Below are 24,227 nucleotides of genomic sequence, written 5' to 3'. Positions count from 1 at the left end.
AACATGCGACCGAAGAACACTCCCCTCGCGTCCCGCCCGTCCTGGCTCGTCGCCGGGCTCGCCGCCCTGGTCCTGGCGTTTCCGGCTACGGCCATCGCCAGCGACGGCGGAACCACGCTGGCCCTGACCGGCAAGGCCGAGCGCCAGGTCGCCAACGACCACATGACCGTGCTGATGACGACCGAGGCCCGCGCCCCGGAGGCCGCCACGGCCGCTGCCACCGTCAACCGCAACATGCAGGCCGCACTGGAACGCGCCGGCGAACAGGATGGGATTGACGCGCGCACCATCGGCTATTCCACCCGCGCCATTCACGACTCCGACGACCGCAGCCGCATCAATGCCTGGCTGGTCCAGCAGAACCTGGAACTGACCGGAGCCGATTTCGATCGGTTGACCGAACTGGTCGGCGCGCTCCAGCAGCGGGACCTCAACGTCAGCCAGATCCGATTCTCCCTCAGCCCCGAGGCACGCCAGGAACATCGCGAGGCGATGATCGAAGAGGCCATGGAAGACCTGAAGGAACAAGCGCGCGTCATCGCCCGCTCGCTGGGGGCCACGCACCTGCGCACACTGGAAGTGGAACTGCCGGACGATCACTACGATCGGCCACAGCCCATGATGGCCATGCGCGCCATGGACGAGTCAGCCAGCCAGCCGTCGCTGGAGGCCGGGCATTCCACCCTGACCCTCAGCGTGCGTGGACGCCTGCAGGCCCTGGGCGCCGAGACCCTGCGCGTCACCCCGCGTTAGCACCTACCTCACCGCAGGGTGCCGTGAGGTGCCAGCCGAACCGCACCGTTCCCATGCAGGCCCCGGTCCCCGAGCGCCCCGCGCCACGATCGGTGCAATTCGCTGCGCTCATTGGCACCCTACGTCGTTCATGATCAGGGATAGCCCTCGGATATGTAGAGTCCGTAAACCGCCCCTCGGCGGGCTACCAACGGGCGCCACAAGGCCGTACGCAGCCCAAGCCGACGCCCGCAGCAAACAGCCCCCAATCCTCATCCCGGCCACAGCGCTCCCCTTCTCGTCATCCCGGCCGTAGCGCAGCGAAGAGCCGGGATCTCCTCACGCACGAACACCCCGACGCCTGTGCCACCTCCAACGATGGAGATCCCGGATAACCGCTACGCGGTTTCCGGGATGACAGGGGTTGGGTGGCCATTCTGAGGGTTAGACGGTCATTCCGAACGTGGGTGCATCCATCCAGCCCCAATCCCCCGGCCGTTATCCCGGTGGGACGATCCTTTCCCATCATCCCGGCCACAGCGCTCCCGTTCTCGTCATCCCGGCCGTAACGCCCCCGTTCCCGTCATCCCGGCCGTAGCGCAGCGAAGAGCCGGGACCTCCCCGCGCACAAACACCCCGACGTCTGTGCCACCTCCAACGATGCAGATCCCGGATAACCGCTGCGCGGTTTCCGGGATGACGGGCTCACGGTGAGGATCCGGGCGACCGATGGGCTTGGTACTCCATGCCATCGCCGTTTATGCATTGCGTCTCCCTGAGGATCGAAACGCATCAGGGGCACCGCAACCACCCCGCACTCCTCCGCGCCTAGTAGAGGCATTGACGGAAAAATGAACGCGTGCGGGAAACGGTGTGATTCGCGGACGGACTCGAGCGGCTTTAGCGGGCGAGTTCCAGCACCAGTTCGCCGTCGCGGACCTCGATGGACTCGATGCCCGCGCGCAGTTGCTGGAAGGGCTCCAGCGCCAGCAGGTCTTCGTCCTTCAGCCCGCCCAGCCAGGCATCCGGCAGCGGGATTCCGGCGACGCTGACACCGACCAGGCGCGCATGCACCCGCCCATCCTCGGTCTCGAAGCGGACACCCGAGCGGACATTCAGGACACGGCCCCCAAGGAGTGGGATATCGGCCGGAACATCAATACGCACCCGAGTGCTGACCTGCCCCGGCGTCAGACGCATGGCCACGCGTCCGGCCAAGTCCGGGTCCTGGGCGATCAGGGCATTCAATTCGCGCTCGCTGAAGCGCACGCTGCGTGCCTCGGCGCGTTCCTCGTAGAGTTCCGGGACCAGCGGCTCGGCCTCGGCGTCGAGATCGATGATCGGGTCACCGGGTGCCTGGTCCGGGCGGGGCTCGGCATCGCGCGGCCCCAGCGCCTGCAACTTGGCCTCCAGCTCGGCCTGCTCCTCGACGTCCAGCGTCACCGCCTCGGGCTCACCCGACTGCAGGTGGATGACACCCCAGAAGCCGGCCCACAACGCAGCCAGGATTAACAGGACAATCAGGTAGCGCGGGGGACGCCCGGTAGAACGGTACTGGATGGGCGCGGAGGGTTCGTTGTTCTTGGCCATGCCGGACTCTCGCAGATCAGGACGGCGTCATGGTCGCACAAAGGCGCAACCATGGCCCGCCCGGCCAGGGAGACGGATCAGAGGAAATCGAACAGCGACAGTCGGTTCACCTGGGTATAGGTCTGCTGCGCGGCCTGCAGGGCCACCTGCTGCTGGTTGAAGCGGCTGATCGCCTCGGCGTAGTCCAGGTCGCGAATCTCGGACACCGCGCTGTTCAGGTCCACCAGCCGGTCCTCGTTCAGATCTTTTTGCTGATCAAAGGTCTTCAGGCGTGACCCCACCTCGGCGCGGATATCGCTGAAATTCCCCAGCACGGTGTCCAGGTCGGCCAGTGCAGTGTTGCTGGCCGTCGCCAGGTTGGCCCGGCTCGTACCGCTGGCGCCGCCCTCTTCCAGGGCCGCGATGATCGCGTCCAGGGTCTCGAACACACTCTTGTTCTGCGCCGGCCTGGAAAGCACCTGGTCATTAGTTGCAGGTGTTCCACTCACCGTAACGGAACGGCCTGCAAACTCGATCGCAGCACCTGGGACGTAATCGCCCGCCACGGGACCGTCACCGTCGAGAAGAGAAACACGCTCCCCTTCATCGAAAGGAATTTCACCGTCCTCACCCACCTGATAAACGCCATAACTGAAACTGCCGTCGTCATTTTCTTCAAACCGGATCATGTACTCGTCAGTCGTCAAGGAAGACTGATTTGCTACGCCCGTTTGCTCTACTACCAGCCGACTGCCGGCCCCACGGTTCGCAACCTCGGCCCCGACACGCCCATCGTTCTCCGGAATATCCATGAACACGCGCGCACCGGTATCGCCCACCGGGATCTTCCGGTTGGCCGAGATCGCCACCTCGCGGACGCTGCCCGTACCTTCGGCTCCCTTGTAGCGCACCTCACCCGTGCCATCCTGCTGGAAGGGCTGCTGCAACGACTTCGTGCCGGCGAAGAGGTATTCGCCGTTCGGGTCCTTGGTGTTCGCGATATCGAACATCCCTTCGCGCAGCTGGCGCAGCTCGCCGGCGAGATAGCTACGGGTCTCGTTGGTCTGGCTGTCGTTGTTGCCGGCCACCACCAGTTCGCGTGCGCGCTGCAGCAGGTCGGTCCCGCTTTGCAGGGCCGATTCCTCCTGCTGCAGGCGCGGCTGGGTGTTGTCGATATTGCGCTGGTATTGCTTGGTGGCCTGGATGATGCGTTCGAACTGATTGACCTGGGTCGCACCGCTCGGGTCATCGGACGGCGACAGGATGCGCTCGCCCCGTCCCATCTGCAGCGAGGTCCGGTTGAGCTCCGTCTGGCCGCGCTGGATCTGGTCGATCCCGGTCTGGAAGATCTGGGTGGTCGAAATACGCATGTTCGTGTCTCCCGGTGGGCGCTAGCGGCGGACCGCGCCGAGCAGTGTATCGAACAGCGAATTGCTGACCGAGATGACCTGGGCCGCCGCCTGATAGGCCTGCTGATAGCGGATCAGGTCCGCCGCCTCTTCGTCCAGATTGACGCCGGACACCGCCTCGCGCTGGGCGCGCGCCTGCTCCAGTTGCGCATCGGCGGATTCCTGCGCGACCTGCGCCTGGCGGGTGCGCGTGCCGACATTGGCCAACAGGCTGTTGTAGCCATCCCCGAAGGTACGATCACCGCCCACCAGCCGTTCATCCGACAGATCGTTCATCGCCAGCATGTTGCGGTTATCGCCCGGATGGTCCTCATTGCTTCTCACCACGAAGGTATCCCCTTCCGCTGGCGTGCCGCGGATCTCCATCTCCCAGCCTTTGAACGCAATGGTTGTCACGCCGTCAGGGCCGGTCTCAACGGTTGGATCGTCATCACCGTCGACAACAAACCCATCCCCATCAAACTCGACGGTAACCGAATCCAAGTCGAGGGCGTCGGCGTCCACCGCGCGAACCGAGGCGATCGTGGCATCCCCTTTGTTGTCCTCGCCGAGGTCGGCCCGCACGGCGGCCGCAGCCGCAATCCTAGAGGGGTCTGTCATCTCCACAGACAAATCCCGCGCGCCGTTGCGCGTCGGCTGGATCAGCCACTCGTCCCCGTCCACGGCATTCGTAATTTCCCCGATATTCACCTTGATCCCGTCGAATTCGAGCACGCCGTTGTCGAATGTTTCCGAGGTGCCATCAGACAACCGGGTCAACTCGTATTCGCCCCCGACATTACGCAGACGGTAGTCGGACGTTGTCATGGCGCGGACATCCGTGATCTCCACTTCCGGGACACCACCGGACTCATTTCCCGGGAACCCACGCACGGTCGGATCGCTGATCCCGAAAATATCCGCGCCCAGATTGCCCTCCAGGTCCAGCCCGAGATTGTTCTGCTGGTTGAATTCCTCACCGATACTGATCGCGAGGCGGCCCAGGGTGTTCTGGGCCTCGTCGATGATGCCGGTCCGGGTCTCCAGCAGTGCACCCAGCTCGCCGCCCTGGATGAAGCGGGAGATGTTGACCGGATCGCCGCTGGTGGCCAGTCCGATGTCCGGGGAGCGCGGGTCGCCCGTGAGCGACTCGGCGACCAATTCACGGTTGTTACCGCCCAGTACCAGCGCCTGGCCGTTGCCGACGAACACATTGACCGCGCCGTCGTCCTGCTCGGTGATGCGGACGTTCACTTTCTCCGCCAGCTGGTTCAGCACGCGGTCGCGCTGGTCCAGCAGATCGTTCGGGGTGCCTTGGGTGGACTTGGACACGATCTCGCGGTTGAGCCCCGCGACCGCCTCGGTCAGCGAGTTGATCTCGTCGACGTTGGTACGGATCTGGCCGTTGATGATGTCGCGCTGCTCCTCGATGCGCCGGTCGATCGAGGCGAATCGCTCGGCCAGAGACTCCGCTTCGGTCAGGAAGACCGTGCGCGCGGCGCTGGAGGTAGGGTCGTTGGCCAGATCCTGGCCGGCGTCGAAGAAGTCCTGCAGCACCGGTGTCAGCCCCGAACTGGAACTGCCCAGCAGGTCGTCGATGCGCCCGGCCAGCGAGGCCTTCAGCTCGGCATTCGACTGATCCGAGATCGAGTTGCGTAGCTGCGTATTCACGAAATCGTCGGAGATACGGCGGATCGTGTCCACCTGCACGCCCTGGCCCTGGAAGCTGCCCCCCAGGAACTGCGGCGTCAGGTTGGACAGCTCGGTGCGCTGGCGGCTGTAGCCTTCGGTCGCCGAGTTCGCGATGTTGTTGCTGGTCGTGCCAATCGCGCGCTGGAACGCCAGCAGCGCGGAGGTGCCGATGCCGGACGCGCTCATGCCCGTGCCTCCCGCGACAACGCCTGTTTAATCATCGGACTGGGCCATTTCTGCTTCATGCTCTACCCCTTGGTACGGGTAACGGCCGCATCGGCCGCGACTTGAGTCGATCCACTGTCACGATGCGCGGCCATCTGGTCGCGCACCCGCAGGACCTTGTCCGCATAAGCCGGGTCGGTGGCATAGCCGGCGTCCTGCAGCTCGCGGATGTACTGCGCGTCATCGCCGGCCTGCAGGGCCCGGTGGTAACGCGGATTGTTGCGAATGAAATCGACGTAATCGGAGAACGACTCGGACGGATCGGCATAGGCCCGGAAGCGTGCCTGTTCGCGCTGGGCGACGCCCTCGCGGAACTCCAGCGTCCCCACGGAGACGCGATCGCCATCCCAGCGGCTGTCGGCCTTGATCCCGAACAGGTTGAAACTCGGCTGGCCGTCGGCCCGCGACGGCACGTGCTGCCCCCAGCCGGTCTCCAGCGCGCTCTGCGCCAGCAGGATGCCGGGCTCGACCCCGAGCTCGGCGGCGGCATCCCGTGCCAGCGGTTCCAGGGTCTGCACGAAATCGGCGGCATCCCGCGGCGGCCAGGCAATCGGCGCCGGTTGTGCCGCACCCGGTCGCGCGGCTTGCGGGCCAGTAGACTCGGGTCGCTGCGGCCCCACGGGCTGCAACTCGGCCTCGGGACCGCCCTGCAACGCCCGCAGGGTATCCAGCTCCGAGCGTCGACGCGGCATTTCCAGAGCCGCCTGGCGATCCGGATCATTCAGTGTCTCGGGATCGACAGGCTGCTGGGCGGAGAGCTGGCGCATCAGGGCATCACGGAGGCCGATGCCGTCGCCCTGGCTCATGGCCTTGGCGAACTCCTGATCCTGCATCTCCAGGTACATCTCGCTCTGGTCGTTGTCGAACAGGCCGTCGCCCAGAGAGGCCTCACGCATCTGCTTGAGCATCTGGCCGATCAGCATGGCCTCGAACTCGCGAGCCACGGCCTCCAGACCCTTCTGATCGCCCGAACGCGCGCCCCGGGCCAGGTCCTGCAGACCACTGGGGTCCGAGGCCATGGCCGCGCGGGCCTGCATCTGGGTATCGACGCCCGAGCCAATCATCAGATCACCACCAGCTCCGCACGCAGGGCACCGGCCTCGCGCAGGGCCTCCAGGATCGCGACCAGATCGCCCGGGGCCGCGCCCACGTTGTTCACGGCGCGGACAATCTCGTCCAGCGAGGTGCCCGGGTCGAACAGGAACATGGTGTTGTCGCCCTCCTCGATCGCGATGTCGGTATCCGGCTGGATAGCCGTCTCGCCTTCGCCGAAGGGCGCAGGCTGGACCACTTGCGGTGCCTCGCTGATGGTGACGGTCAGGCTGCCGTGGGAGACGGCCGCAGGCGTCACCTGCACACTGGAGCCGATCACCACGGTCCCGGTACGCGAGTTGACGATCACGCGCGCCGGCGCCCGCACCCGCACGGACGAGCCGTCGAGGGCATGGGCCACGCCATGGCCGAAGGTATCGTTCACCGTCTGCACCAGGCGGTTGGCGGTAGTGAAATCCGGCCGATTGAGGTTCAGGGTGACGTGATCGCCCTGGGCGAACGCGGTCGGGACCTCGCGCTCCACGGTTGCGCCGTTGGGAATACGGCCGACGCTGGGCACGTTCACGGTGATGCGCGAGCCATCGGTGCCCTCGGCGCCAAAGCCGCCCACGATCAGATTGCCCTGGGCGATGCTGTAGGTCTGGCCATCCGCCCCCTTCAACGGCGTCATCAGCAGCGTGCCGCCGCGCAGGCTGGTCGCATTGCCCATGGACGACACGGTGATGTCGATCCGCTGCCCCGCCTTGGCGAACGGTGGCAGTTCAGCCGTGACCATCACCGCGGACACGTTGCGCAGCTGCGGGTTGCCGGCGTCCGGCGTCAGCCCCAGCTGGCCCAGCATATTGTTCAGGCTCTGCACGGTGAACGGGGTCTGGGTGGTCTGGTCCCCCGTACCATCGAGGCCGACCACCAGGCCATAACCGATCAGCTGGTTATCCCGCACGCCGGAGACACTGGCCACATCCTTGACCCGCTCCATGTAGCTGCGCTCCTGCATGGCCACCTGCTGCTGCATCGCGGTCTGCGCCGAGACCGCGGCACTCCCCAGCCCCGCCACCAGCAGCGCCGCCAGGAGCAGTAGCCCCAGCCGGCGCCAGTCGCCGAACGGCGCAGCCGGTAAGCCTGAGGCGCGTTGTGTCGTGCGTGTGGAATCCATGTCGTACCTCGCCACGGTCATGCCGGGTCAGAAGGGCCAGATCGGGCTGTTGAAGAAGCGCGTGATCCACCCGGGTGTGTTGCTGTCCGCCAGTACGCCGGAACCGCCGTAGTACACGCGGGCGTTGGCCACCTGGGTGGAGAGCACGGTGTTGTTGGTGGTTACGTCCACTGGGCGCACGATGCCGCGGAAGCGCACGTACTCCTCGCCCTGGTTGATGCCCAGCCATTTCTCGCCCTGCACGACCAGGTTGCCGTTCGCCAGGACCTCGGCGACGGTCACAGTGATCTCGCCGTCTAGCTGGTTGCTCTGCGAGGAGTCCCCGGACCCGTCGAAGTCCCGCGAACTCGAGTTGCTCGCCCCAAACAACGGGCGACCGTTGAACGTGGCATCGCGGCCGAAGGCCGAGAGATTGCCCAGCTCCAGGTTGGAATCCTTGCCGGTGGAGGTCGACGCCGACTTCTGCGCGTTGGTGCTCTCCGCCAGGATGACCGTCAGGATGTCGCCGACATTGCGCGCCTTGTAGTCCTCGAACAGCCCCTGGGAGTGGGCGGCCTGGTAGATGCCGCCATTGTTCTGCGACTGCGGGACCGGCTGCGCCGGCATCACCGGCTGGTACTCCGGGTTGTCGTCCGGCTTGGTCGTCTGGGTGGCGGCGCAGGCGGACAGCAACAATGCGGCGGTCACGGCCAGGGCCAGGCGGAGAACGGTTCCGAGGCGCGTCATCAGATCACCCGATCGTCTGGTTAACGAACTGCAGCGACTGGTCGGCCGCGGAGATCGCCTTGGAGTTGACCTCGTAGGCGCGCTGGGTCTCGATCATGTTCACCAGCTCCTCGGCAATGTTCACGTTCGAGGTCTCCAGCGAGCCCTGCACCACGGTGCCGGTGCCGTTCAGGCCCGGCAGGGACTGCTGCGCCACGCCCGAGGCCGCAGACTCGCGGAACAGGTTCTCACCTACCGCCTGCAGACCGGCCGGGTTCACGAAGTCCGCCAGCTGGATATTGCCCAGCTCCACCGGGGCGGCCTGCCCCGGGATCTGCGCGGTCACCGTGCCGTCCTTGCCGATCGAGAGGGACTGGGTGTCCTCCGGCACGAACAGACCCGGCTGAAGCGGGTAGCCATTGGACATCACGACCTGGCCATCCGAGTTCAACTGGAAGCTGCCGTCCCGGGTGTAGCCCACATTTCCGTCCGGCAGCAGGATCTGGAAGAACCCGCGGCCCTCGATGGCCATGTCCAGCGAATTGTCCGTCTGCTGCAGGTTGCCCTGCTGGAACATCTTCTCGGTGGAGACGGCGCGCACCCCGGTACCGATCTGCAGGCCCGAGGGCAGCTGCTGATCCTGGGTGGCCTGGGCGCCTGGCTGGCGCACGGTCTGATAGATCAGATCCTCGAACACCGCCCGGTCCTTCTTGAAGCCGGTGGTGTTCACGTTGGCCAGGTTGTTCGAGACCGTCGACATGCGCGTGTGCTGCGCGTCGAGGCCGGTCTTGGCGATCCACAGTGCCTGGTTCATGGTGCTCTCCTGTCGTTACTCTCGAAGCCGCGCATCAGCCGAGGCCGAGCAAGCGGTTGCTGCTTTGTTCCAGCGTGTTGGCGCTGTCCATCATCTTCACTTGCATCTCGAAGTGGCGGGACAGCTCGATCATCCGCGTGAGCGCCTCCACGGTGTTCACGTTGCTGCCCTCCAGCATCCCGGAGACCACACGCACCTCGGCATCCGCCGGGGCCTCGCCCCCTTCCGCCAGGCGGAACAGGCCGTCATCCCCGCGCTGGAGCTCGTCGGTGTCCGGGTTGACCAGGCGGATGCGTTCCACCGCCGCCAGGGCCTCCGGGCCCACGCCCAGGGGGCGCACGCTGATGGTCCCGTCAGTGCCGATCTCGATCTGCTCCGCCGGCGGGATGGCAATCGGACCGCCATCCCCCAGTACCTGGTGACCCTGCGCGGTGCGCAGCAGCCCAAAGGCATCCACATGCAGCGAGCCGGCGCGGGTGTAGCCTTCCTCCCCGTCCGGGCCCTGCACCGCGATAAAGCCTTCGCCCTCGATGGCGATATCCATATCGCGCCCGGTGCTCTGCATCTTGCCCTTGCTGAAGTCCACCGCATCGTTGCCAATCTGGGTGTAGTCGCGCGAGGCATGGCCCGGCCCGCGCACCGGCAAGGTATCTGCCGTGGCCAGCGCCTGGCGAAAGCCGTCGGTATTGGCGTTGGCCAGGTTGTGGTTGTTGATGGCCTGTGCGTGCATCGTCTCCTTCGCACCGGACATCGCGATGTACAGAAATCGATCCATGCTCAAGCCCTCTTCAGCGTCTCATCCGCGACTTAGCGGATGTTGATGATCGTCTGGGTGACCTGATCGGCCGTGGAGATCGTCTGCGCGTTCGCCTGGAAGTTGCGCTGCGCGGTGATCAAATTCACCAGTTCCTGGGCGATATCCACGTTGGAGGCCTCCAGGGCCCCGGACTGGATGGTTCCCAGGTTGCCGGTCCCGGGTGCCGCAAAAACCGGCTCGCCGGCCGCGAAGGTCTCGGCCCAGTTGTTGTTGCCCAACTGCTCCAGGCCCTGCGGATTGGTGAAGCTGGCCATCGCCACCTGCCCCAGTACCGTCGACTGACCATTGGTGAAGCGGGCAAAAACCACCCCGGAGTCATCGATATCCACGCCCGTCAGGCGCCCGGAGGCGAAACCGTTCTGGTTCAGGTCATTGACCGCAAAGTCCCCACCGAACTGCGTGGTTCCGGAAAAATCAATGGTCGTGTTGAGTGCGTCCGCACCGTTTTCGAATTGTCGATCGGTCGCGAAGTCGAATTCTTCACCGCCGACCAATTGACCATTCGAATTGAACTGCAGAGTATGCGAATCGCTTTCGAAAAACTGCGCCCCCCCCGCACCGTCCAACCCATCACTCACACGGACATGGGTTTCCCACTCGAGGTCGTCGGTCTTAACAAAATAGATCGAGGCATCTCGGGCCGTGCCGAGAGAGTCGTAGACCGTCAGAGAGGTAGAGAAGTTATAGCTTTCCGGATCATCAAAGCTGAAATTATCAGCCACCAAATTTTCGGCATCCGAACGCAGGTTCACCAATGTTTCGATATCGGTGGTCGCGTTGGGTGGTGCCGCGCCGGTCTGCAAGCGGATATCCTCTAGCTGCCCGGTATTGAAATTCGGGTCGGCGGTGTTGGCATCCTGCGGTGGATAGCCCTGCAATTGCTGGCCCTGGTTGTTCACCAAAAAGCCGTCGCGATTGACCTGGAACTCCCCGGCGCGGGTATAGGCCGTGCTGCCCTGGTCGTTCAGGACGAAGAAGCCCTCGCCGTTGATGGCCAGGTCCAGGCCGTTCTCGGTGAACTCGGTCCGGCCCTGCGAGAACTGCTGGGTCACCGCCTGCAGGCGCGTGCCGGAGCCGATCGCCGTCTGACTGATGCCACCGAAGCTCTGGGCAAACACGTCACCGAATTCCGCCCGCGAGCGCTTGAAACCGGTGGTCCCCGAGTTCGAGACGTTATTGCCGGTGGTCTGCAGGTCGGCCTGGGCCGCGTTCAGTCCGCTCAATCCGATATTGAAGGGCATGGGGTGTTTCCTCCGTTAGGGTTCGTTCGACGCGCGCCGGCCGTTAGCCGCCAATCCGCCGTACATCCGAAAAGCTGATCTCGCCCAGGCCTTGCACGGTCAGTGCCAGCCCGGAATCGTTACCCACCGCGACGCTCTCCACGCGGGCATCCAGGAAGGTATCCACGGCCTCGGACTGGGTACCGGAGCGGGCCGTGGCCTTGAACTCGTAGACGCCCGGGGGTGCGAAGGTCCCGTCGTCGCGCATGCCGTTCCAGCTGAACTCCTGCAGGCCGCTGCCGGCGGCGCCCAGGTTCATGCGGCGGATGCGCTCGCCGTTCGGGCTGTAGACGTCGATCTGCAGCTCCTCCGTGGAGCGATCCAGGTCCACCGCACCCTTGATCAGGCCGTCCGGACCCAGCTCGCCGAATTCGACGGGAACCAGCACGTCCTTGCCTACCAGGGATGCCGCCTGCAGCGTCTGGTTCTGCCCCAGCGACTGCGCCAGCTGCTGGAACGACTTGGACAGCTCCTCGATGCCGGTTACGGTCGAGAACTGCGCCATCTGGCCCAGGAAGTCGCCGTTGTCCATCGGCTCCATCGGGTCCTGATTCTCCAGCTGGGTCGTCATCAGCTTGAGGAAGTCGGACTGGCCCAGGCGGTCCATGTCCTTGTCCTGTTTCTGCTCGGGGCGCGAGAGGCCCAGGCGATCCAGCAATTCGGGGGATATCTGTGTCATCGATGGCTCCCTAGCCTTGACCGATCTGCAATGTGCGCTGGAGCAGCTGACGCGAGGTCTCCATCACCTCCACGTTGGCTTCGTAGTTGCGCGAGGCGGACATCATGTTGGCCATCTCCTCCACCACGCTGATGGCCGGACGGAAGATGTAGCCCTCCTCGTTGGCCTGCGGGTGATGGGGTTCGTAATGCGCATGCGGCGCCGCCTGCGACTCGGTCACGCCGGCCACCCGCACGGAGGTCGACGAACCGTTCGGGTTGGCCTGGTCCATCACGCTCTGGAACAGCACCTGCTTGGCGCGATAGGCCTCGTCGGGGTTGGTCGCGGCGGTGTTCGCGTTGGCCAGGTTCGAGGCCACGGTGTTCAGGCGCACCGACTGCGCCGACAGCGCCGAGGCGGAGGTATTGAACAGGCTGAAAAGGTTGCTCACGACATCGATCTCCCGATCAGGTCCGCGTTAAGGAAACACTGATTGATGTACACGCTCGCGCTCGAGTCCCTTTTGCGTGCGAACAAGGCGCGGTGACTGCCGTGCAGTCATTCTGCACAAAGGAACCGCAACGCCGTTCCCGCGCCCGTTTTTGATAACAACGGGCGGCCGCCCCCCTACTTTCCATGACTTGCGGGGGTTGGCACCCCAGGTTCCCCGATCCTGCGTTGCGGCACTTGCCGGTAGAACCACTACCGGCTGCGCACCGCGCCTTGGCTCGGAAAACCTGGGGTACCAACGCGAGTGTGTACATTAATCAGTGTTTCCTTAACGATCGCCCCGCAGGGCTTCGCGGATGCCGGAGACCCGGCGATTGAGGAATTCCAGACTGCTCTGGTACTGCACCGCGTTCTCGGCAAATGCGGCCCGCTCCATCTGCGGGTCCACCGTGTTGCCATCCAGCGACGCCTGCGAGGGGACGCGGTAAAGCGCCTCGACCTGCCCGTTCATCGCGCCGGCGTTGGGGTCGAGATGCGCCGCCTGACTGCGCGCCATGGGCAAGGTGTTGCCGCCGCCGGCCGCGGATTCGAGCACCGCACGAAAATCGATATCCCGCGCCTTGTAGTTCGGGGTATCCGCGTTGGCGATGTTGGAGGCCAGCAGCTCCATGCGCTGCGCCCGCACATTCACCGCCTGCGGAGAAATACCCATCGCCTTGTCGAGAGAGAGACTCATCGCTTCCGTCCTGTCCGCCCGTGGCGGACCCTCGCTTGGAGAACGGGGCGCACCGATTGCGACCCTTCGCAGGGGGACTGAAGCAATCGTTATGCCATTCTCGAGCGGCGTGCCTTAGGGGCGCAGGCACAGCGGGCAGCCAGGGGAAGGGATGGAACGACTCGCCGCCCGCATTGCACGGGCGTTCCCGGGAATCAGCCCCGGGGCTGGATTACGTCAGGACTTCAGACGAAGTACCGAGCCGTACTCGGTTCGTACGGTCTCGAAAGCCTGGGTATAGGGCCCTGCGGTCTCGGAAGCGCCAAGAAACAGATACCCGCCCGGATTCATCTGCCGGGCGATAGCGTCAAGAACCTGTCGCTTGGTGTCGCCCGAGAAATAGATCAGCACGTTGCGGCAGAACACCAGGTCGAACTTGCCCAGCGCCGCATAGCTGTCGATCAGGTTGAGCTTCTGAAAGCGACAGCGCCGCTGCACATCCGGGATCACCTTGTGGCCATCCGCGACGGTCTCGAAGAAGCGCGCGCGCCGGCTCTCGCTGAGCCCGCGCACGATGCTCAAGCCGTCGTACACGGCCCGCCGCGCATCGTCCAGGATCTTCTCTGACAGGTCCGTGCCCAGAATGGAGACCGGCACCTTCCGAGCCGGCCGCGACTCCTCCCATTCCGAGACCACCATCGAGATCGTATAGGCCTCCTGCCCACTGGAGCATCCCGCGGACCAGACCTTGATGCTGCCTCCCTTCGCCGCCAGTTCCGGCAGCAGCACGTGGCGCAGGATCTCGAACGGAAAGCCATCGCGGAACCAGGACGTCTCGTTGGTCGTCATCGCATCGATCACGCGGGTGCGCAGGCGCGGATTCGGGGCCTGCCGCATCGCATGCAGCAGTTCCGGGACGCTCTTGAAGTCGAACTCGTCGAGCAGCCGCGACAGACGACTGGAAACCAGGTACTGGCGGCTGTCACCCAACACCAAGCCGCAGCAGTCCTGCAGGAAGCGGGAGAACTCCTCGTAGTCGCGGGAATCGATCACCGAGTCATCCCTGAGCGCTGTCCATCGTGATTAGGCATCCTGATGACGAATCCTTGACCGAGGCCGCTTGGCCGAAAACCGGGGTGATCCCGAAGATCGGATCGAGTATACGGCGTCGCGCGCATGGCACCATACACACCGACTTCCGGCCACCCGTCGCCGCTCCGGGCTTGCCGAGCGGCAACGCGGTTCCGCCCGACCGGTCATTCGGCCTGCTGACTCTCGCGCCCGGTCTGATCCAGTACGGCATTGGCCAGCTCATCGGGATTGAACTTGGAGAGAAAGGCATCCGCGCCCGCGCGCTTGACCATGTCGGTATTGAACTCACCGCTCAGCGAGGAGTGCAGCAGCACCTTCAGGTCCTTCAGCGCGGTGTTGTCCCGGATGCGCGCGGTCAGGGTGTAGCCGTCCATGCGTGGCATCTCGATATCCGAGATCACCATCTCGATCTGGTCACCCACCGGCCCTTCCGCGGCCTTCTGTTCAAGGAAATCCAGTGCCTCCTGGCCATCCTTGAAGACGTCGTATTCGAAACCGAGGCCCTTGATCGCGCCCTCGATCTGCTTGCGCGCCACCACCGAGTCATCGACGATCACGACCTTGCGCCCGCTGGCCTCGCGGGCGTTCTCGCGGATGGATGGCGAGACCTCGCTGGGCAGCGGATTGACGATGGAGAGCACCCGTTCGACGTCGATGATCTCGACCAGCTTGTTGTCGATCTCCGTGACGGCCACGAGGAAGGATTCGCGCCCGGTTCCGCGCGGGGGCGATTTCACATCCTGCCAGTTCACGTTGACGATGCGATCCACCGCCGACACCCAGAAGCCCTGCACCGAACGATTGAACTCGGTGACCACCACTTTCTGCTCCCCGTTGTCGACCGCCCCGACGGCGCCACGCAGGCCCATCGCTCGCGCCAGGTCAATGATCGGCACGGTACCGCCACGCAGCGACGCCACCCCGCGCACCACGCTCATGGAGCCGGGAATCTGACGCAGCGGTGGCGACGGAATCACCTCGCGGACCTTGAAGACATTGATCCCGAAGGTCTGCGACCCGCCCAGATGGAACAGCAGCAGCTCCATGCGGTTCTGCCCCACCAACTGGGTTCGCTGATTCACATCGTCAATGAATTGACTCATCGTGCCGCTCTCCTTGCCCCGATTGCTCTAGGCACCGGACAGGCCTCAAAGGCCAAGTGTGCACCGCGCAACCCCGGCCTGTCATTTGCATTCGCGCGCATGCGCCTGCTGGCGCTGCCTCATGGTGATAACGGCCGCCCGCGACGGGCCTTGAATGCACGCGTGGCGCCGGATGATCAGTCATTGGCACGACATCTGCATGTTTTTGCGTACTGAAACCGCACGCGATTCGCTCGACAACGACGCAAGATCCGTCAAACCCGAGCCATTCGCGCACAGTCCGACGCCCGCACCGACCTGGCTGCGCAGGACAGGACCAAACAGGACCGCAACATGAACCAGCGCCGACACATTTCAGAATTTTCTTCCGCTTCCAGGGAGACGCTGATCCGTTCGCTCGTTCGCGTTGGGGCCCTCTTCGTTCCGGAAAAAGGCGGCCGGTCCGGTGCCTCGCCAGCGAGCGCAATCGACTCGAGCGCAAACGTGCGAACCCTTCCGCGTCTCCTTGCCGGAGTCGCCCTCTTGTTCACCCTGGTGCTGCTGTCTACCAGCGTCCGGGCCGAAGTGCACCCGGTTGACGACATCCGTCACGCCGCCGAGCAGTTCCTGATTCAGGAACTGGGCGTTACCGATAGCGAGGAGGATGTTTCCATCGAGATTGGCCAGCTCGACAAGCGTCTGCGCCTCGTCCCCTGCACGGACGGCCTGGAAGCGCGTTTCCCACCCGGCGGGCGGCGTGACGGCAACACCGCTGTCCATATCCAGTGTGCCGGCCCGGTGACCTGGCAGTTATACGTGCCGGCAACCGTCGAACGGTACGCCGAAGTGCTGGTTGCGAACCGCACCCTGCCGCGCCAGCACACCCTCTCGGCGGGCGACCTGCGTTTCCAGCGAATCGAGACCTCGCGCCATGCCGGCAGTTATCATGAGGAAAAGAATGCCCTGATCGGCCAACAGACCCGCCGCAGCATCCGCCCGGGTCAGATCATCGGCACCCAGCACGTGAGCCCGCGCGAGATCATCAGTCGCGGCCAGCGGGTTACCATCCTGGCAGAGAACGGCTCCATCGCCATCCGCATGCAGGGCGAAGCGCTGGAGAACGGGACGCTCGGCGAGCGAATCCGCGTCAAGAACGCATCCTCCGGGCGCGTCGTCGAAGGCGAAATCCAGGCCTCCGGCCACATCCGGGTAGCGCTTTGAGGCCTCGCCACACCAGGCACGCCGATGATTTTCGAAGCGGACTGTGAAGCCCGTTACACTTTTCCGCCCCCGAGGCCTACAGTTTCAGCACCGCTGGCCGTAAACAATTGCAGCACAGTTACAACGACAGGAAGGCATCATGGATATCAAGGGCCTCAACACGAACAGCCTGCGCCCCGACAGCCAGAATCCCGGGGTAAAGGGTCGCGACGAGTCCGGCAACACGGCGAGCCGTGCCCCGGCCTCCGGTAACGCATCGGCGCCAAACAATGATTCGGTCACGCTCACCGGGGCCGCCCAGGCGATGAATGCCGCGGCCGGCGCGGGTGACACCGCACCCTTCGACGCCGCCCGCGTTGCCGAACTGCGCGAGGCGATCTCCAGCGGCAATTATCCGGTGGACAACCAGCAGCTGGCCGATCGCATGATCGACCTCGAAAGCCTGCTGCGCTAACCCGGTCTATCGCCCATGAATGCCGACGCGCACCACAAACTGCAACGCTCGCTCGAGACCTCAATCCGGCTGGCTCATCAGCTGGAAGAGAGCCTGCTACAGGAGACGCGCGCAGTCGAAGCGCGCCAACCCGATACGCTGCAGGACGTGGTGACCGGCAAGCAGACCCTGCTGCATGAGCTGGAAACCGAGACCCGCAACCAGCAAGGCCTGGTCGAGGCCGCCGGCGAGGCCTTCAGCCCCGAGGGCGTCGCGCGCCTGTTCTCGAAGATGGACGATGGCGTCGTACTGAACGACCTGTGGCAAGCCCTGCGCCAGTCCATCGAACGCTGCGACACTCTGAATCAGGGCAATGCGCGCCTGATCGACCGTGACCGCCAGCGCGTGGAACTCTCCATGCAGATCCTCCGCGGCGAGGAAACCGGCCCCGCGGCCACCTACGACCCCTATGGCCGCGCCCGCCCCGGAAGCCGCGGCGGACGCCAGATCACCCAGGCCTGAGAGCCCGGTCCTGGTGGAGGCTGGCTTTTCGCGGCATCCACCAGTACCTTGCGTCCTCACACTTTCCTAACACTTCGGACGCATGGACGACACCGACTATACCGTCGACAAGCCGGACCGGATTGCCGGCATCCTCAAGGACCTCGACCACAAGCTCACCGTCGTGAGCGTTCGCGTGGATACCGACGGCCCCCTGTACACCTCGGCCCTGGTCCGTCTGGACCCAGCCGCCAAGGAACTCTTTCTCGACGAGCTGACCCCGCCTCGGGCGCACCAGCAGGTCCGTGCCGGCATGGACTTGCGCGTATTCGCGGCGCTGCGCGGGGTCGCAGTGCGATTCGGCACGCATGTAACACGCATCGAGCAGGAGCAAAAAGGCGCGCTCTACGTCTGCACCTATCCGGAGACTTTGCACTACCTGCAACGCCGCGAAACATTCCGCGTGCACATTCCGATGGCACAGCGCCCTCAGATCGAACTCCATGCGAAGGCCTGGAGGGATCCCGTGATCGGCGAGGTTGCCGACCTCTCTGCCCAGGGCATGTGCATCGAGCTGCCCACCACCCTCCTGGATGCGCTTGAGGAGCAGGCGAACCTGGCCTTCGAGAACCTCTTGCTCCCCGATGTCAGGGAACGCCTTTCCGGGAACCTGCGTCTGGCCAACCGTCGCCGCAGCACACGTGATGGCTTCGAGTTTGCGGGCTTCGAGATCGTCGGCATGACCCAGTGGATGGAACGCCAGACCAACATCGCCCTGCTCCATTACCAGCGCGAGGCACGCCGCCGCTCGATGGATTGAGCCTGAGCCCAGGCGACGCCGCAACCTGCAACCCCGAACACAAAAAAGGCCGCTTGAAGCGGCCTTTTTTGATCGTTCCTGTTTGGTCGGGACGGCAGGATTTGAACCTGCGACCCTCTGCACCCCATGCAGATGCGCTACCAGACTGCGCCACGCCCCGAAGCCGCGAACTATATCCGATTCCCCGCCTTCACGAAAGCGTCGGCCAGCCATTGCAGCGAGATCCGTGCAGACCATTCGTGTCACGTACACCGAGAATGGCGCATTGATGCGACTCGCTGCGCTCGTCGCATCCTACAGAGCGGAAATTTCGAACTGGAGTTGGGTTCAGAAGGACACCGCAGGATGCGACGAGCGCAGCGAATCGCATCAATACGACGTCTGGGCGTCCCCTAGGGAGCCTCAGGCGCGCAGAACGCGCAGAACCGACTCGAGCTCGGAGATGGTGTCTTGGATGATCTGCTGGGCCTGCTGACGATCACCCTTGGCCTCGTCGCCGGAGAGCTTCTGACGGGCACCATTGATGGTGTAGCCCTCTTCGTACAGCAATGCGCGAATCTGACGGATCAGGATCACGTCCTGACGCTGGTAGTAGCGGCGGTTGCCGCGCCGCTTGACCGGCTCCAGCATCGGGAATTCCTGCTCCCAGTACCGCAGCACATGCGGCTTGACTTGGCACAGCTCCGCGACTTCGCCGATGGTGAAGTAGCGCTTGCCCGGGATGGCGGGCAGTTCCTGGTGGTTACTCGCCTCCAGCATAGCTCTCTACCCGCTCGCGCAGTTTCTGTCCCGGCCGGAAGGTCACCACACGACGCGCGGAGACCGGAATCTCTTCGCCCGTCTTCGGATTGCGCCCTGGCCGCTGGTTCTTGTCGCGCAGGATGAAATTCCCGAACCCGGAAAGCTTCACGCCCTCGCCGGTCTCCAGCGACTGCCGCATCTCCTCGAAGAACATCTCGACGAATTCCTTGGCCTCGCGCTTGTTGAGACCCAGTTCCTCGTTTAGCGCGGCGGCGAGATCCGCCTTGGTTACAGCTGCCATCGGCTATTGTCTCAAGGTTGCGTTGAACCGGGCCTGGAGATGCTGCACCACCGCGTCGGTGACGCCAGCCACGTCCTGTTCGCCTAGGGTGCGATCAAAAGCCCGTAAAATCAAGCCCAAAGCCAGGCTTTTTTCGTCCGGATTCAAGCCTTTGCCCTGGTACACATCGAACAGGCGAACATCCTGAAGGATCTCCAGGCCAAGCTCGTCGATGGCCGCCAGCACATCGCCCGCCGCCACCGACTCGGCCACCACCAGCGCCAGATCCCGACGGATGGACGGGTACGGCGACAACGGCGAGAACTGCGCCACCGGGGCTTGCACCACGGCAGTCGCGTCCAGATCGAACAGGTAGACCGGCTCCACGTCGAAGCGCTCGCACAACGCCGGGTGCAGGCGCCCGACCCAGCCGATCGGCTGCCCGTCGACCAGTACCCGTGCGGATTGCCCGTCATGCAGCGCCGGATGACGTTCTGCGCGAAAGCCGAGCGCGCCGGCGACGCGTTCGCACAGGCCTTCCACGGTGCCCTTGGCGTCGAAGAAATCGACCTTCTTCGCCTCGCCTTCCCAGGCTTCCGGAGCCACCCTCCCACCAAGCAGGCCGGCCAGTCGCGGCTCCTGCCGCAGACCGGACGCATCCGGAACAAAGCGCAGGCCATGCTCGAACAGGCGCAGGTCCGATTGCTGGCGCGCCTGGTTGTAGGCGGCAGTGGTCACCAACCCGGACCACAGTCCCGGGCGCATCACCGCCAGATCGGACGAAATGGGATTCGCCAGCGCCAGGGGCTCCACGTCCGGGTAGAACGCACTGGCGGCCTCGCGAGCGATAAAACTGAAGCTGATCACCTCATGGAAGCCCTGGCGGGCAAGCCCGTTGCGCAGTGACCGCAGACCCGACTCCGGCGTCACCGGCGCAACCGGCTTCGGGAGTGTCTGCGGCAGGGCGTCATAGCCGTGCACCCGGGCCAGCTCTTCGATCAGATCCTCCTCGCGTTCGAGGTCGAATCGGGCCCGCGGCGCGCGTACCGACCAGCCGCTCTCGCTTGTCTCGATGCGGCAGTCCAGTGCCTCCAGGATCCGCTCGACCTCGGAAGCCTCTAGGGTCACCCCGAGCAAGCGCTGGACACGATCCGGGCGCAGGACGATCGCCTGTTCCGCATGGGAGGCCGGCGTCGCGCCCACTTGCTCGACCGGGCCACACTGCCCGCCGCAGAGTTCCAGCAGCAGCTGGGTCGCGCGTTCCATCGCCTGCGGGACCAGGGTCGGGTCGACACCCCGCTCGAAACGGTGGGAGGCATCGGTATGCAGGCCGTGGGCCCGCGCCCGACCGGCCAGGGCGCGCGGTGCGAAATGCGCACATTCGAGGATCACGCGGGTGGTGCTGGCATCGACCGCGCTGGCGGCGCCGCCCATCACTCCGGCCAGCGCCAGGGGGCCGTCATCACCCGCAATGACCAGATCCTGCGGCGACAATTTCACCGTCTGGTCGCCTCCGAGCAGCGTCAGAGTTTCCCCCTGTTTGCCCTGGCGCACCTGGATCGGGGCGCCCGTGCGATCGGCATCAAAGGCATGCAGTGGCTGGCCCAGTTCCAGCATCACGTAATTGGTCACATCCACGATCGCGCTCAGCGGGCGCACCCCGGCACGGCGCAGGCGTTCGGTCATCCACAGCGGCGTCGCGGCCTTGGCGTCCAGGCCCTCCAGCACCCGTGCGGCATACAAGGGGCAGGCCTCCGGATTCTCGATGACGACGCTCACCCGGGCATCGCTGGCGACGTCCACGCCCGGCATCGCCGGGGCATGCAGCGGCCGGTCCAGCAATGCCGAGCACTCCCGCGCAATCCCGCGCATGCCCAGGCAATCGGCCCGGTTCGGCGTCAGGTCCACTTCCAGGATGGTGTCGTCCAGCCCCAGCGCCTCACGCAGGTCCTGGCCGGCCTCCAACGTCGTCGGCAGCGACATCAGGCCTTCGGCATCATCCGCCAGGCCAAGCTCGCGAGCGGAGCAGAGCATGCCCTCGGAAGCCACGCCGCGCAGCTTGGAGCGCTTGATACGGAAATCGCCGGGCAATACCGCACCGATCACCGCCACCGGCGCCCGCATGCCTTCATGCACGTTGGGCGCGCCACAGACGATGATCAGCGGCTCCGTCTCTCCGGCCTCGACCCGGCACACGCGCAGGCGATCCGCGTCCGGGTGCGGATCGACTGCCACCACATGGCCCACCCGCACCCCACTGAACGCGGGCGCCGCCGCTTCCATCGCATCCAGTTCCAGACCCGCCATGGTCAGGCGATGGCCCAGTTGTTCCGGGGTCTCGTCGATCTGCAGCCATTCCTGCAGCCACTGCACACTGATACGCATTAGCCTGTCTGCCCGAATTGCCCGATGAAGCGGATATCGTTGTCGAAGAACAGCCGGAGGTCGTTCACGCCATGGCGCAGCATCGCCATGCGTTCGACGCCCAGGCCAAAGGCAAAGCCGGTGTACTGCTCGGCGTCGATCCCCACGTGACCCAGCACGTTGGGGTGCACCATCCCGCAGCCCATCACCTCCAGCCAGCCGGTATGGCTGCAAACGCGGCAGCCGTCACCGCCGCAGTGCACGCACTGGATGTCGACCTCGGCCGACGGCTCGGTGAACGGGAAGTACGACGGCCGAAAGCGCGTGGCCAGATCGTCCCGATCAAAGAAGGCCTGAAGAAATGCACTCAACACGCCGCGCAGATCCGCGAACGTGATGTCCGTATCCACGCAAAGCCCTTCCACCTGGTGGAACATCGGGCTATGCGTCAGATCCGAATCGCAGCGATACACGCGCCCTGGCGCGATCACGCGCAGCGGCGGGCGCTCCTGTTCCATGGTGCGGATCTGCACCGGCGAGGTATGCGTGCGCAGCACGCGGTGGGCATCAAAGTAGAAGGTGTCGTGCATCGCCCGCGCCGGGTGATGCTCGGGGATGTTCAGGGCCTCGAAGTTGTGGAAGTCATCTTCCACCTCGGGGCCCTCGGCCACGCGAAAGCCCAACCCGGCAAAGAAGGTCTCGATGCGTTCCAGGGTTTGTGTAATGGGGTGCAGCGCGCCATCGGCCTGACGCCGCCCCGGCAAGGTCACGTCGACCTGTTCGCCCGCCAGCTGTTCCGCCAGTGCGCTCTGCGCCAGGGCCTCCTTGCGAGACTCGATCAGGCCGGCGACCTCGGTCTTGGCCTCGTTCACTTTCTGCCCCGCCGCCGGCCGTTCCTCCGCCGGTAGCTTGCCCAGCTCCTTGAGCTGTGCCGTGAGTGCGCCCTTCTTGCCGAGATAGTGCACCCGGACCTCGTCCAGCGCCTTCAGGTCCGTGGCCCCTTCGACGCGCTCGCGCGCCTCGGCGACCAGCTGTTGCAGTTGTTCCACGACTTCCCCCGACTGGTACGGGCCTCCCCGGCCCCCTATTCGCCTGCAAGGCAGCGGCCCCCGAGTGCGGGCCGCTGCCTTGCAGGCGCCTCGTTTCCTGTTCCCGAAACAAAAAAGGGAGGGCATCGACCCTCCCTTCTCGGGACCCGCCGACACACCGCCGGCGGGCAGTCCTTCAGGCCCTGCGGCTCAGGCCGGCAGTGCAGCCTTGGCCTTCTCCGCGATCTTGCCGAACGCGGTCAGGTCGTGCACGGCCAGATCGGCCAGGGTCTTGCGGTCGATATCGATCTCGGCCTTGTTCAAACCGTTCATCAAACGGCTGTAGGAGAGATCGAACTGACGGGCCGCCGCATTGATGCGGACGATCCACAGCGACCGGAACTGACGCTTCTTCTGGCGACGGTCACGGTAGGCATACTGACCGGCCTTGATGACGGCCTGGTTGGCAACGCGGAAGACGTTCTTCCGGGCGCCGTAGTAGCCCTTGGCTTGCTTCAGGACTTTCTTGTGACGGGCGTGAGCGGTTACACCGCGCTTGACTCGTGGCATGTCTCGATTCCTCGGTCAGTTCAACGGTACGGCAGCAGCTTGCGCACGGCCGGGGCATCCGACTCGTGCACCATCGCCGGACTGCGCAGGTGACGCTTACGCTTGGTAGGCTTCTTGGTCAGGATGTGGCTGCGGTGCGACTGGAACCGCTTGAACTTCCCCGACCCGGTACGGGTGAAGCGCTTGGCCGCACCCCGATTGGTCTTGATCTTCGGCATTACTCTCTCCGGCATTTTGGGCCGTACCCACTGCGGGCCGACCGTTTATGAAAAAGCGATGCGGGTATGCGGAAACCCGATCGCCCTTGTCGTCTGACGGACTTACTTCTTCTTGCCCGTCAGCACCATGATCATCTGGCGTCCTTCCATCTTCGGCCGCTGTTCCACGATCGCGATGTCGGCCATGTCTTTCTCGACCTTGTCGAGCAGCTCGCCACCCAGTTCCTGGTGGCGCATCTCGCGCCCGCGGAAGCGGATGGTCACCTTGCCCTTGTCACCGGCCTCGATGAAGCGGCGCAGGTTGCGAAGCTTGACGTTGTAGTCGCCCTCGTCCGTACCCGGACGAAACTTCACTTCCTTGATCTGGATCTGCTTCTGCTTCTTCTTGGCTTCCTGCGCCTTCTTCGCCTGCTCGAACTTGAACTTCCCGTAATCCATGATCCGGGCCACGGGCGGCTCGGCATTCGGCGAGATCTCGACCAGGTCCAGACCACCTTCCTGGGCCATTTCCAGGGCCTCTGCAGTGCTGCAGACACCGCGATTCTCGCCTTCGGCGTCGATCAGTCGGATCTGCGGACTCGTGATCTGATCGTTCAGGCGGACCGTTTTCGCTGCGCTAATAG

At 64.7% G+C, this 24,227-nt stretch carries 26 protein-coding genes and 1 tRNA gene; 5 read left to right on the top strand and 22 right to left on the bottom strand.

The features are described from left to right. Nucleotides 1–3 precede the first annotated feature (3 nt). Nucleotides 4–753, top strand: coding sequence for an SIMPL domain-containing protein (locus tag B0684_RS00880; protein WP_018650020.1), 750 nt, complete (start codon nucleotides 4–6; stop codon nucleotides 751–753). Nucleotides 754–1,632: 879 nt separating this feature from the next. Here B0684_RS00880 and B0684_RS00875 read toward each other — a convergent pair. The 14 genes from B0684_RS00875 to B0684_RS00805 all read right to left on the bottom strand — a co-directional run bounded on the left by B0684_RS00875 (nucleotide 1,633) and on the right by B0684_RS00805 (nucleotide 15,449). After that, nucleotides 1,633–2,322 carry a hypothetical protein gene (locus B0684_RS00875; RefSeq protein ID WP_018650019.1) on the bottom strand — a complete coding sequence of 230 codons (690 nt, stop codon included), beginning with the start codon at nucleotides 2,320–2,322 and terminating at the stop codon, nucleotides 1,633–1,635. 77 nt (nucleotides 2,323–2,399) lie between these two features. Continuing rightward, nucleotides 2,400–3,671: a flagellar hook-associated protein FlgL gene (flgL, locus tag B0684_RS00870; RefSeq protein WP_018650018.1), complete on the bottom strand. Its 1,272-nt coding sequence runs from the start codon at nucleotides 3,669–3,671 to the stop codon at nucleotides 2,400–2,402. Nucleotides 3,672–3,692: 21 nt separating this feature from the next. Beyond that, on the bottom strand, nucleotides 3,693–5,567 hold the full coding sequence (flgK, locus tag B0684_RS00865; protein ID WP_018650017.1) for a flagellar hook-associated protein FlgK: 1,875 nt from the start codon (nucleotides 5,565–5,567) through the stop codon (nucleotides 3,693–3,695). A gap of 62 nt (nucleotides 5,568–5,629) precedes the next feature. Continuing rightward, on the bottom strand, nucleotides 5,630–6,670 hold the full coding sequence (gene flgJ / locus B0684_RS00860) for a flagellar assembly peptidoglycan hydrolase FlgJ (protein WP_018650016.1): 1,041 nt from the start codon (nucleotides 6,668–6,670) through the stop codon (nucleotides 5,630–5,632). After that, nucleotides 6,670–7,815, bottom strand: a complete 1,146-nt coding sequence (locus B0684_RS00855) for a flagellar basal body P-ring protein FlgI (RefSeq protein WP_077276934.1) — start codon at nucleotides 7,813–7,815, stop codon at nucleotides 6,670–6,672. The genes flgJ and B0684_RS00855 overlap by 1 nt, the downstream gene beginning before the upstream one ends. A gap of 27 nt (nucleotides 7,816–7,842) precedes the next feature. Then, nucleotides 7,843–8,541, bottom strand: coding sequence for a flagellar basal body L-ring protein FlgH (flgH, locus tag B0684_RS00850; RefSeq protein ID WP_018145469.1), 699 nt, complete (start codon nucleotides 8,539–8,541; stop codon nucleotides 7,843–7,845). A gap of 4 nt (nucleotides 8,542–8,545) precedes the next feature. Next, nucleotides 8,546–9,334 carry a flagellar basal-body rod protein FlgG gene (gene flgG, locus B0684_RS00845; RefSeq protein WP_018145468.1) on the bottom strand — a complete coding sequence of 263 codons (789 nt, stop codon included), beginning with the start codon at nucleotides 9,332–9,334 and terminating at the stop codon, nucleotides 8,546–8,548. 34 nt (nucleotides 9,335–9,368) lie between these two features. Further along, on the bottom strand, nucleotides 9,369–10,109 hold the full coding sequence (gene flgF / locus B0684_RS00840) for a flagellar basal-body rod protein FlgF (RefSeq protein ID WP_018145467.1): 741 nt from the start codon (nucleotides 10,107–10,109) through the stop codon (nucleotides 9,369–9,371). Nucleotides 10,110–10,141: 32 nt separating this feature from the next. Beyond that, nucleotides 10,142–11,392 (bottom strand): flagellar hook protein FlgE, encoded by a 1,251-nt coding sequence (gene flgE / locus B0684_RS00835; protein ID WP_018650014.1) that lies wholly within the window; start codon nucleotides 11,390–11,392, stop codon nucleotides 10,142–10,144. 43 nt (nucleotides 11,393–11,435) lie between these two features. Continuing rightward, the gene (locus B0684_RS00830) at nucleotides 11,436–12,110 is read right to left on the bottom strand and encodes a flagellar hook assembly protein FlgD (protein ID WP_018650013.1); all 675 of its coding nucleotides are present in this window, start codon (nucleotides 12,108–12,110) and stop codon (nucleotides 11,436–11,438) included. A 10-nt stretch (nucleotides 12,111–12,120) separates the two neighbouring features. Next, nucleotides 12,121–12,540 carry a flagellar basal body rod protein FlgC gene (flgC, locus tag B0684_RS00825; RefSeq protein ID WP_018169962.1) on the bottom strand — a complete coding sequence of 140 codons (420 nt, stop codon included), beginning with the start codon at nucleotides 12,538–12,540 and terminating at the stop codon, nucleotides 12,121–12,123. A gap of 327 nt (nucleotides 12,541–12,867) precedes the next feature. Continuing rightward, nucleotides 12,868–13,275, bottom strand: a complete 408-nt coding sequence (flgB, locus tag B0684_RS00815) for a flagellar basal body rod protein FlgB (RefSeq protein ID WP_018169963.1) — start codon at nucleotides 13,273–13,275, stop codon at nucleotides 12,868–12,870. Nucleotides 13,276–13,491: 216 nt separating this feature from the next. After that, the gene (locus tag B0684_RS00810; RefSeq protein ID WP_018145462.1) at nucleotides 13,492–14,307 is read right to left on the bottom strand and encodes a CheR family methyltransferase; all 816 of its coding nucleotides are present in this window, start codon (nucleotides 14,305–14,307) and stop codon (nucleotides 13,492–13,494) included. Between the two features lie 203 nt (nucleotides 14,308–14,510). Continuing rightward, entirely contained in the window at nucleotides 14,511–15,449 is a 939-nt protein-coding gene (locus B0684_RS00805; RefSeq protein ID WP_018169964.1) for a chemotaxis protein CheV, read from the bottom strand. 522 nt (nucleotides 15,450–15,971) lie between these two features. On the opposite strand from B0684_RS00805, the gene flgA reads away from it, so the two are divergent. The 4 genes from flgA to B0684_RS00785 all read left to right on the top strand — a co-directional run bounded on the left by flgA (nucleotide 15,972) and on the right by B0684_RS00785 (nucleotide 18,403). Then, nucleotides 15,972–16,649 carry a flagellar basal body P-ring formation chaperone FlgA gene (gene flgA, locus B0684_RS00800; protein ID WP_018169965.1) on the top strand — a complete coding sequence of 226 codons (678 nt, stop codon included), beginning with the start codon at nucleotides 15,972–15,974 and terminating at the stop codon, nucleotides 16,647–16,649. Between the two features lie 139 nt (nucleotides 16,650–16,788). After that, nucleotides 16,789–17,103, top strand: a complete 315-nt coding sequence (gene flgM / locus B0684_RS00795) for a flagellar biosynthesis anti-sigma factor FlgM (protein ID WP_018176643.1) — start codon at nucleotides 16,789–16,791, stop codon at nucleotides 17,101–17,103. 15 nt (nucleotides 17,104–17,118) lie between these two features. Continuing rightward, complete coding sequence (locus tag B0684_RS00790; RefSeq protein ID WP_018169967.1) at nucleotides 17,119–17,604, top strand: flagella synthesis protein FlgN; 486 nt, start codon at nucleotides 17,119–17,121, stop codon at nucleotides 17,602–17,604. Between the two features lie 82 nt (nucleotides 17,605–17,686). After that, on the top strand, nucleotides 17,687–18,403 hold the full coding sequence (locus tag B0684_RS00785) for a flagellar brake protein (protein WP_018176642.1): 717 nt from the start codon (nucleotides 17,687–17,689) through the stop codon (nucleotides 18,401–18,403). Between the two features lie 83 nt (nucleotides 18,404–18,486). On the opposite strand, the gene B0684_RS00780 is transcribed toward B0684_RS00785, so the two are convergent. The 8 genes from B0684_RS00780 to infC form a co-directional block, all read right to left on the bottom strand. Then, nucleotides 18,487–18,563: transfer RNA gene (locus tag B0684_RS00780), tRNA-Pro, on the bottom strand. 242 nt (nucleotides 18,564–18,805) lie between these two features. Next, the gene (locus B0684_RS00775) at nucleotides 18,806–19,162 is read right to left on the bottom strand and encodes a MerR family transcriptional regulator (protein ID WP_018140933.1); all 357 of its coding nucleotides are present in this window, start codon (nucleotides 19,160–19,162) and stop codon (nucleotides 18,806–18,808) included. Then, nucleotides 19,146–19,445, bottom strand: a complete 300-nt coding sequence (locus B0684_RS00770; RefSeq protein WP_018140932.1) for an integration host factor subunit alpha — start codon at nucleotides 19,443–19,445, stop codon at nucleotides 19,146–19,148. Before B0684_RS00770 ends, B0684_RS00775 begins: the two co-directional genes overlap by 17 nt. Before the next feature lie 3 nt (nucleotides 19,446–19,448). Further along, a complete protein-coding gene (gene pheT / locus B0684_RS00765; RefSeq protein WP_018650012.1) occupies nucleotides 19,449–21,809 on the bottom strand; it encodes a phenylalanine--tRNA ligase subunit beta in 2,361 nt (786 codons plus the stop codon). Continuing rightward, nucleotides 21,809–22,837, bottom strand: coding sequence for a phenylalanine--tRNA ligase subunit alpha (gene pheS, locus B0684_RS00760; RefSeq protein ID WP_018145455.1), 1,029 nt, complete (start codon nucleotides 22,835–22,837; stop codon nucleotides 21,809–21,811). The genes pheT and pheS overlap by 1 nt, the downstream gene beginning before the upstream one ends. 189 nt (nucleotides 22,838–23,026) lie before the next feature. Continuing rightward, a complete protein-coding gene (rplT, locus tag B0684_RS00755) occupies nucleotides 23,027–23,386 on the bottom strand; it encodes a 50S ribosomal protein L20 (RefSeq protein ID WP_018145454.1) in 360 nt (119 codons plus the stop codon). Between the two features lie 20 nt (nucleotides 23,387–23,406). Beyond that, nucleotides 23,407–23,604 carry a 50S ribosomal protein L35 gene (gene rpmI, locus B0684_RS00750; protein WP_017942014.1) on the bottom strand — a complete coding sequence of 66 codons (198 nt, stop codon included), beginning with the start codon at nucleotides 23,602–23,604 and terminating at the stop codon, nucleotides 23,407–23,409. Between the two features lie 102 nt (nucleotides 23,605–23,706). Then, nucleotides 23,707–24,201 carry a translation initiation factor IF-3 gene (infC, locus tag B0684_RS00745; RefSeq protein ID WP_463606919.1) on the bottom strand — a complete coding sequence of 165 codons (495 nt, stop codon included), beginning with the start codon at nucleotides 24,199–24,201 and terminating at the stop codon, nucleotides 23,707–23,709. Nucleotides 24,202–24,227: the final 26 nt, after the last annotated feature.

The sequence above is a fragment of the Thioalkalivibrio versutus genome, assembly GCF_001999325.1.
Classification (GTDB): Bacteria; Pseudomonadota; Gammaproteobacteria; order Ectothiorhodospirales; family Ectothiorhodospiraceae; genus Thioalkalivibrio; species Thioalkalivibrio versutus.
The sequence above is the reverse complement of the archived record's forward strand: the minus strand, read 5'-3'. Positions and strand labels throughout refer to the sequence as shown.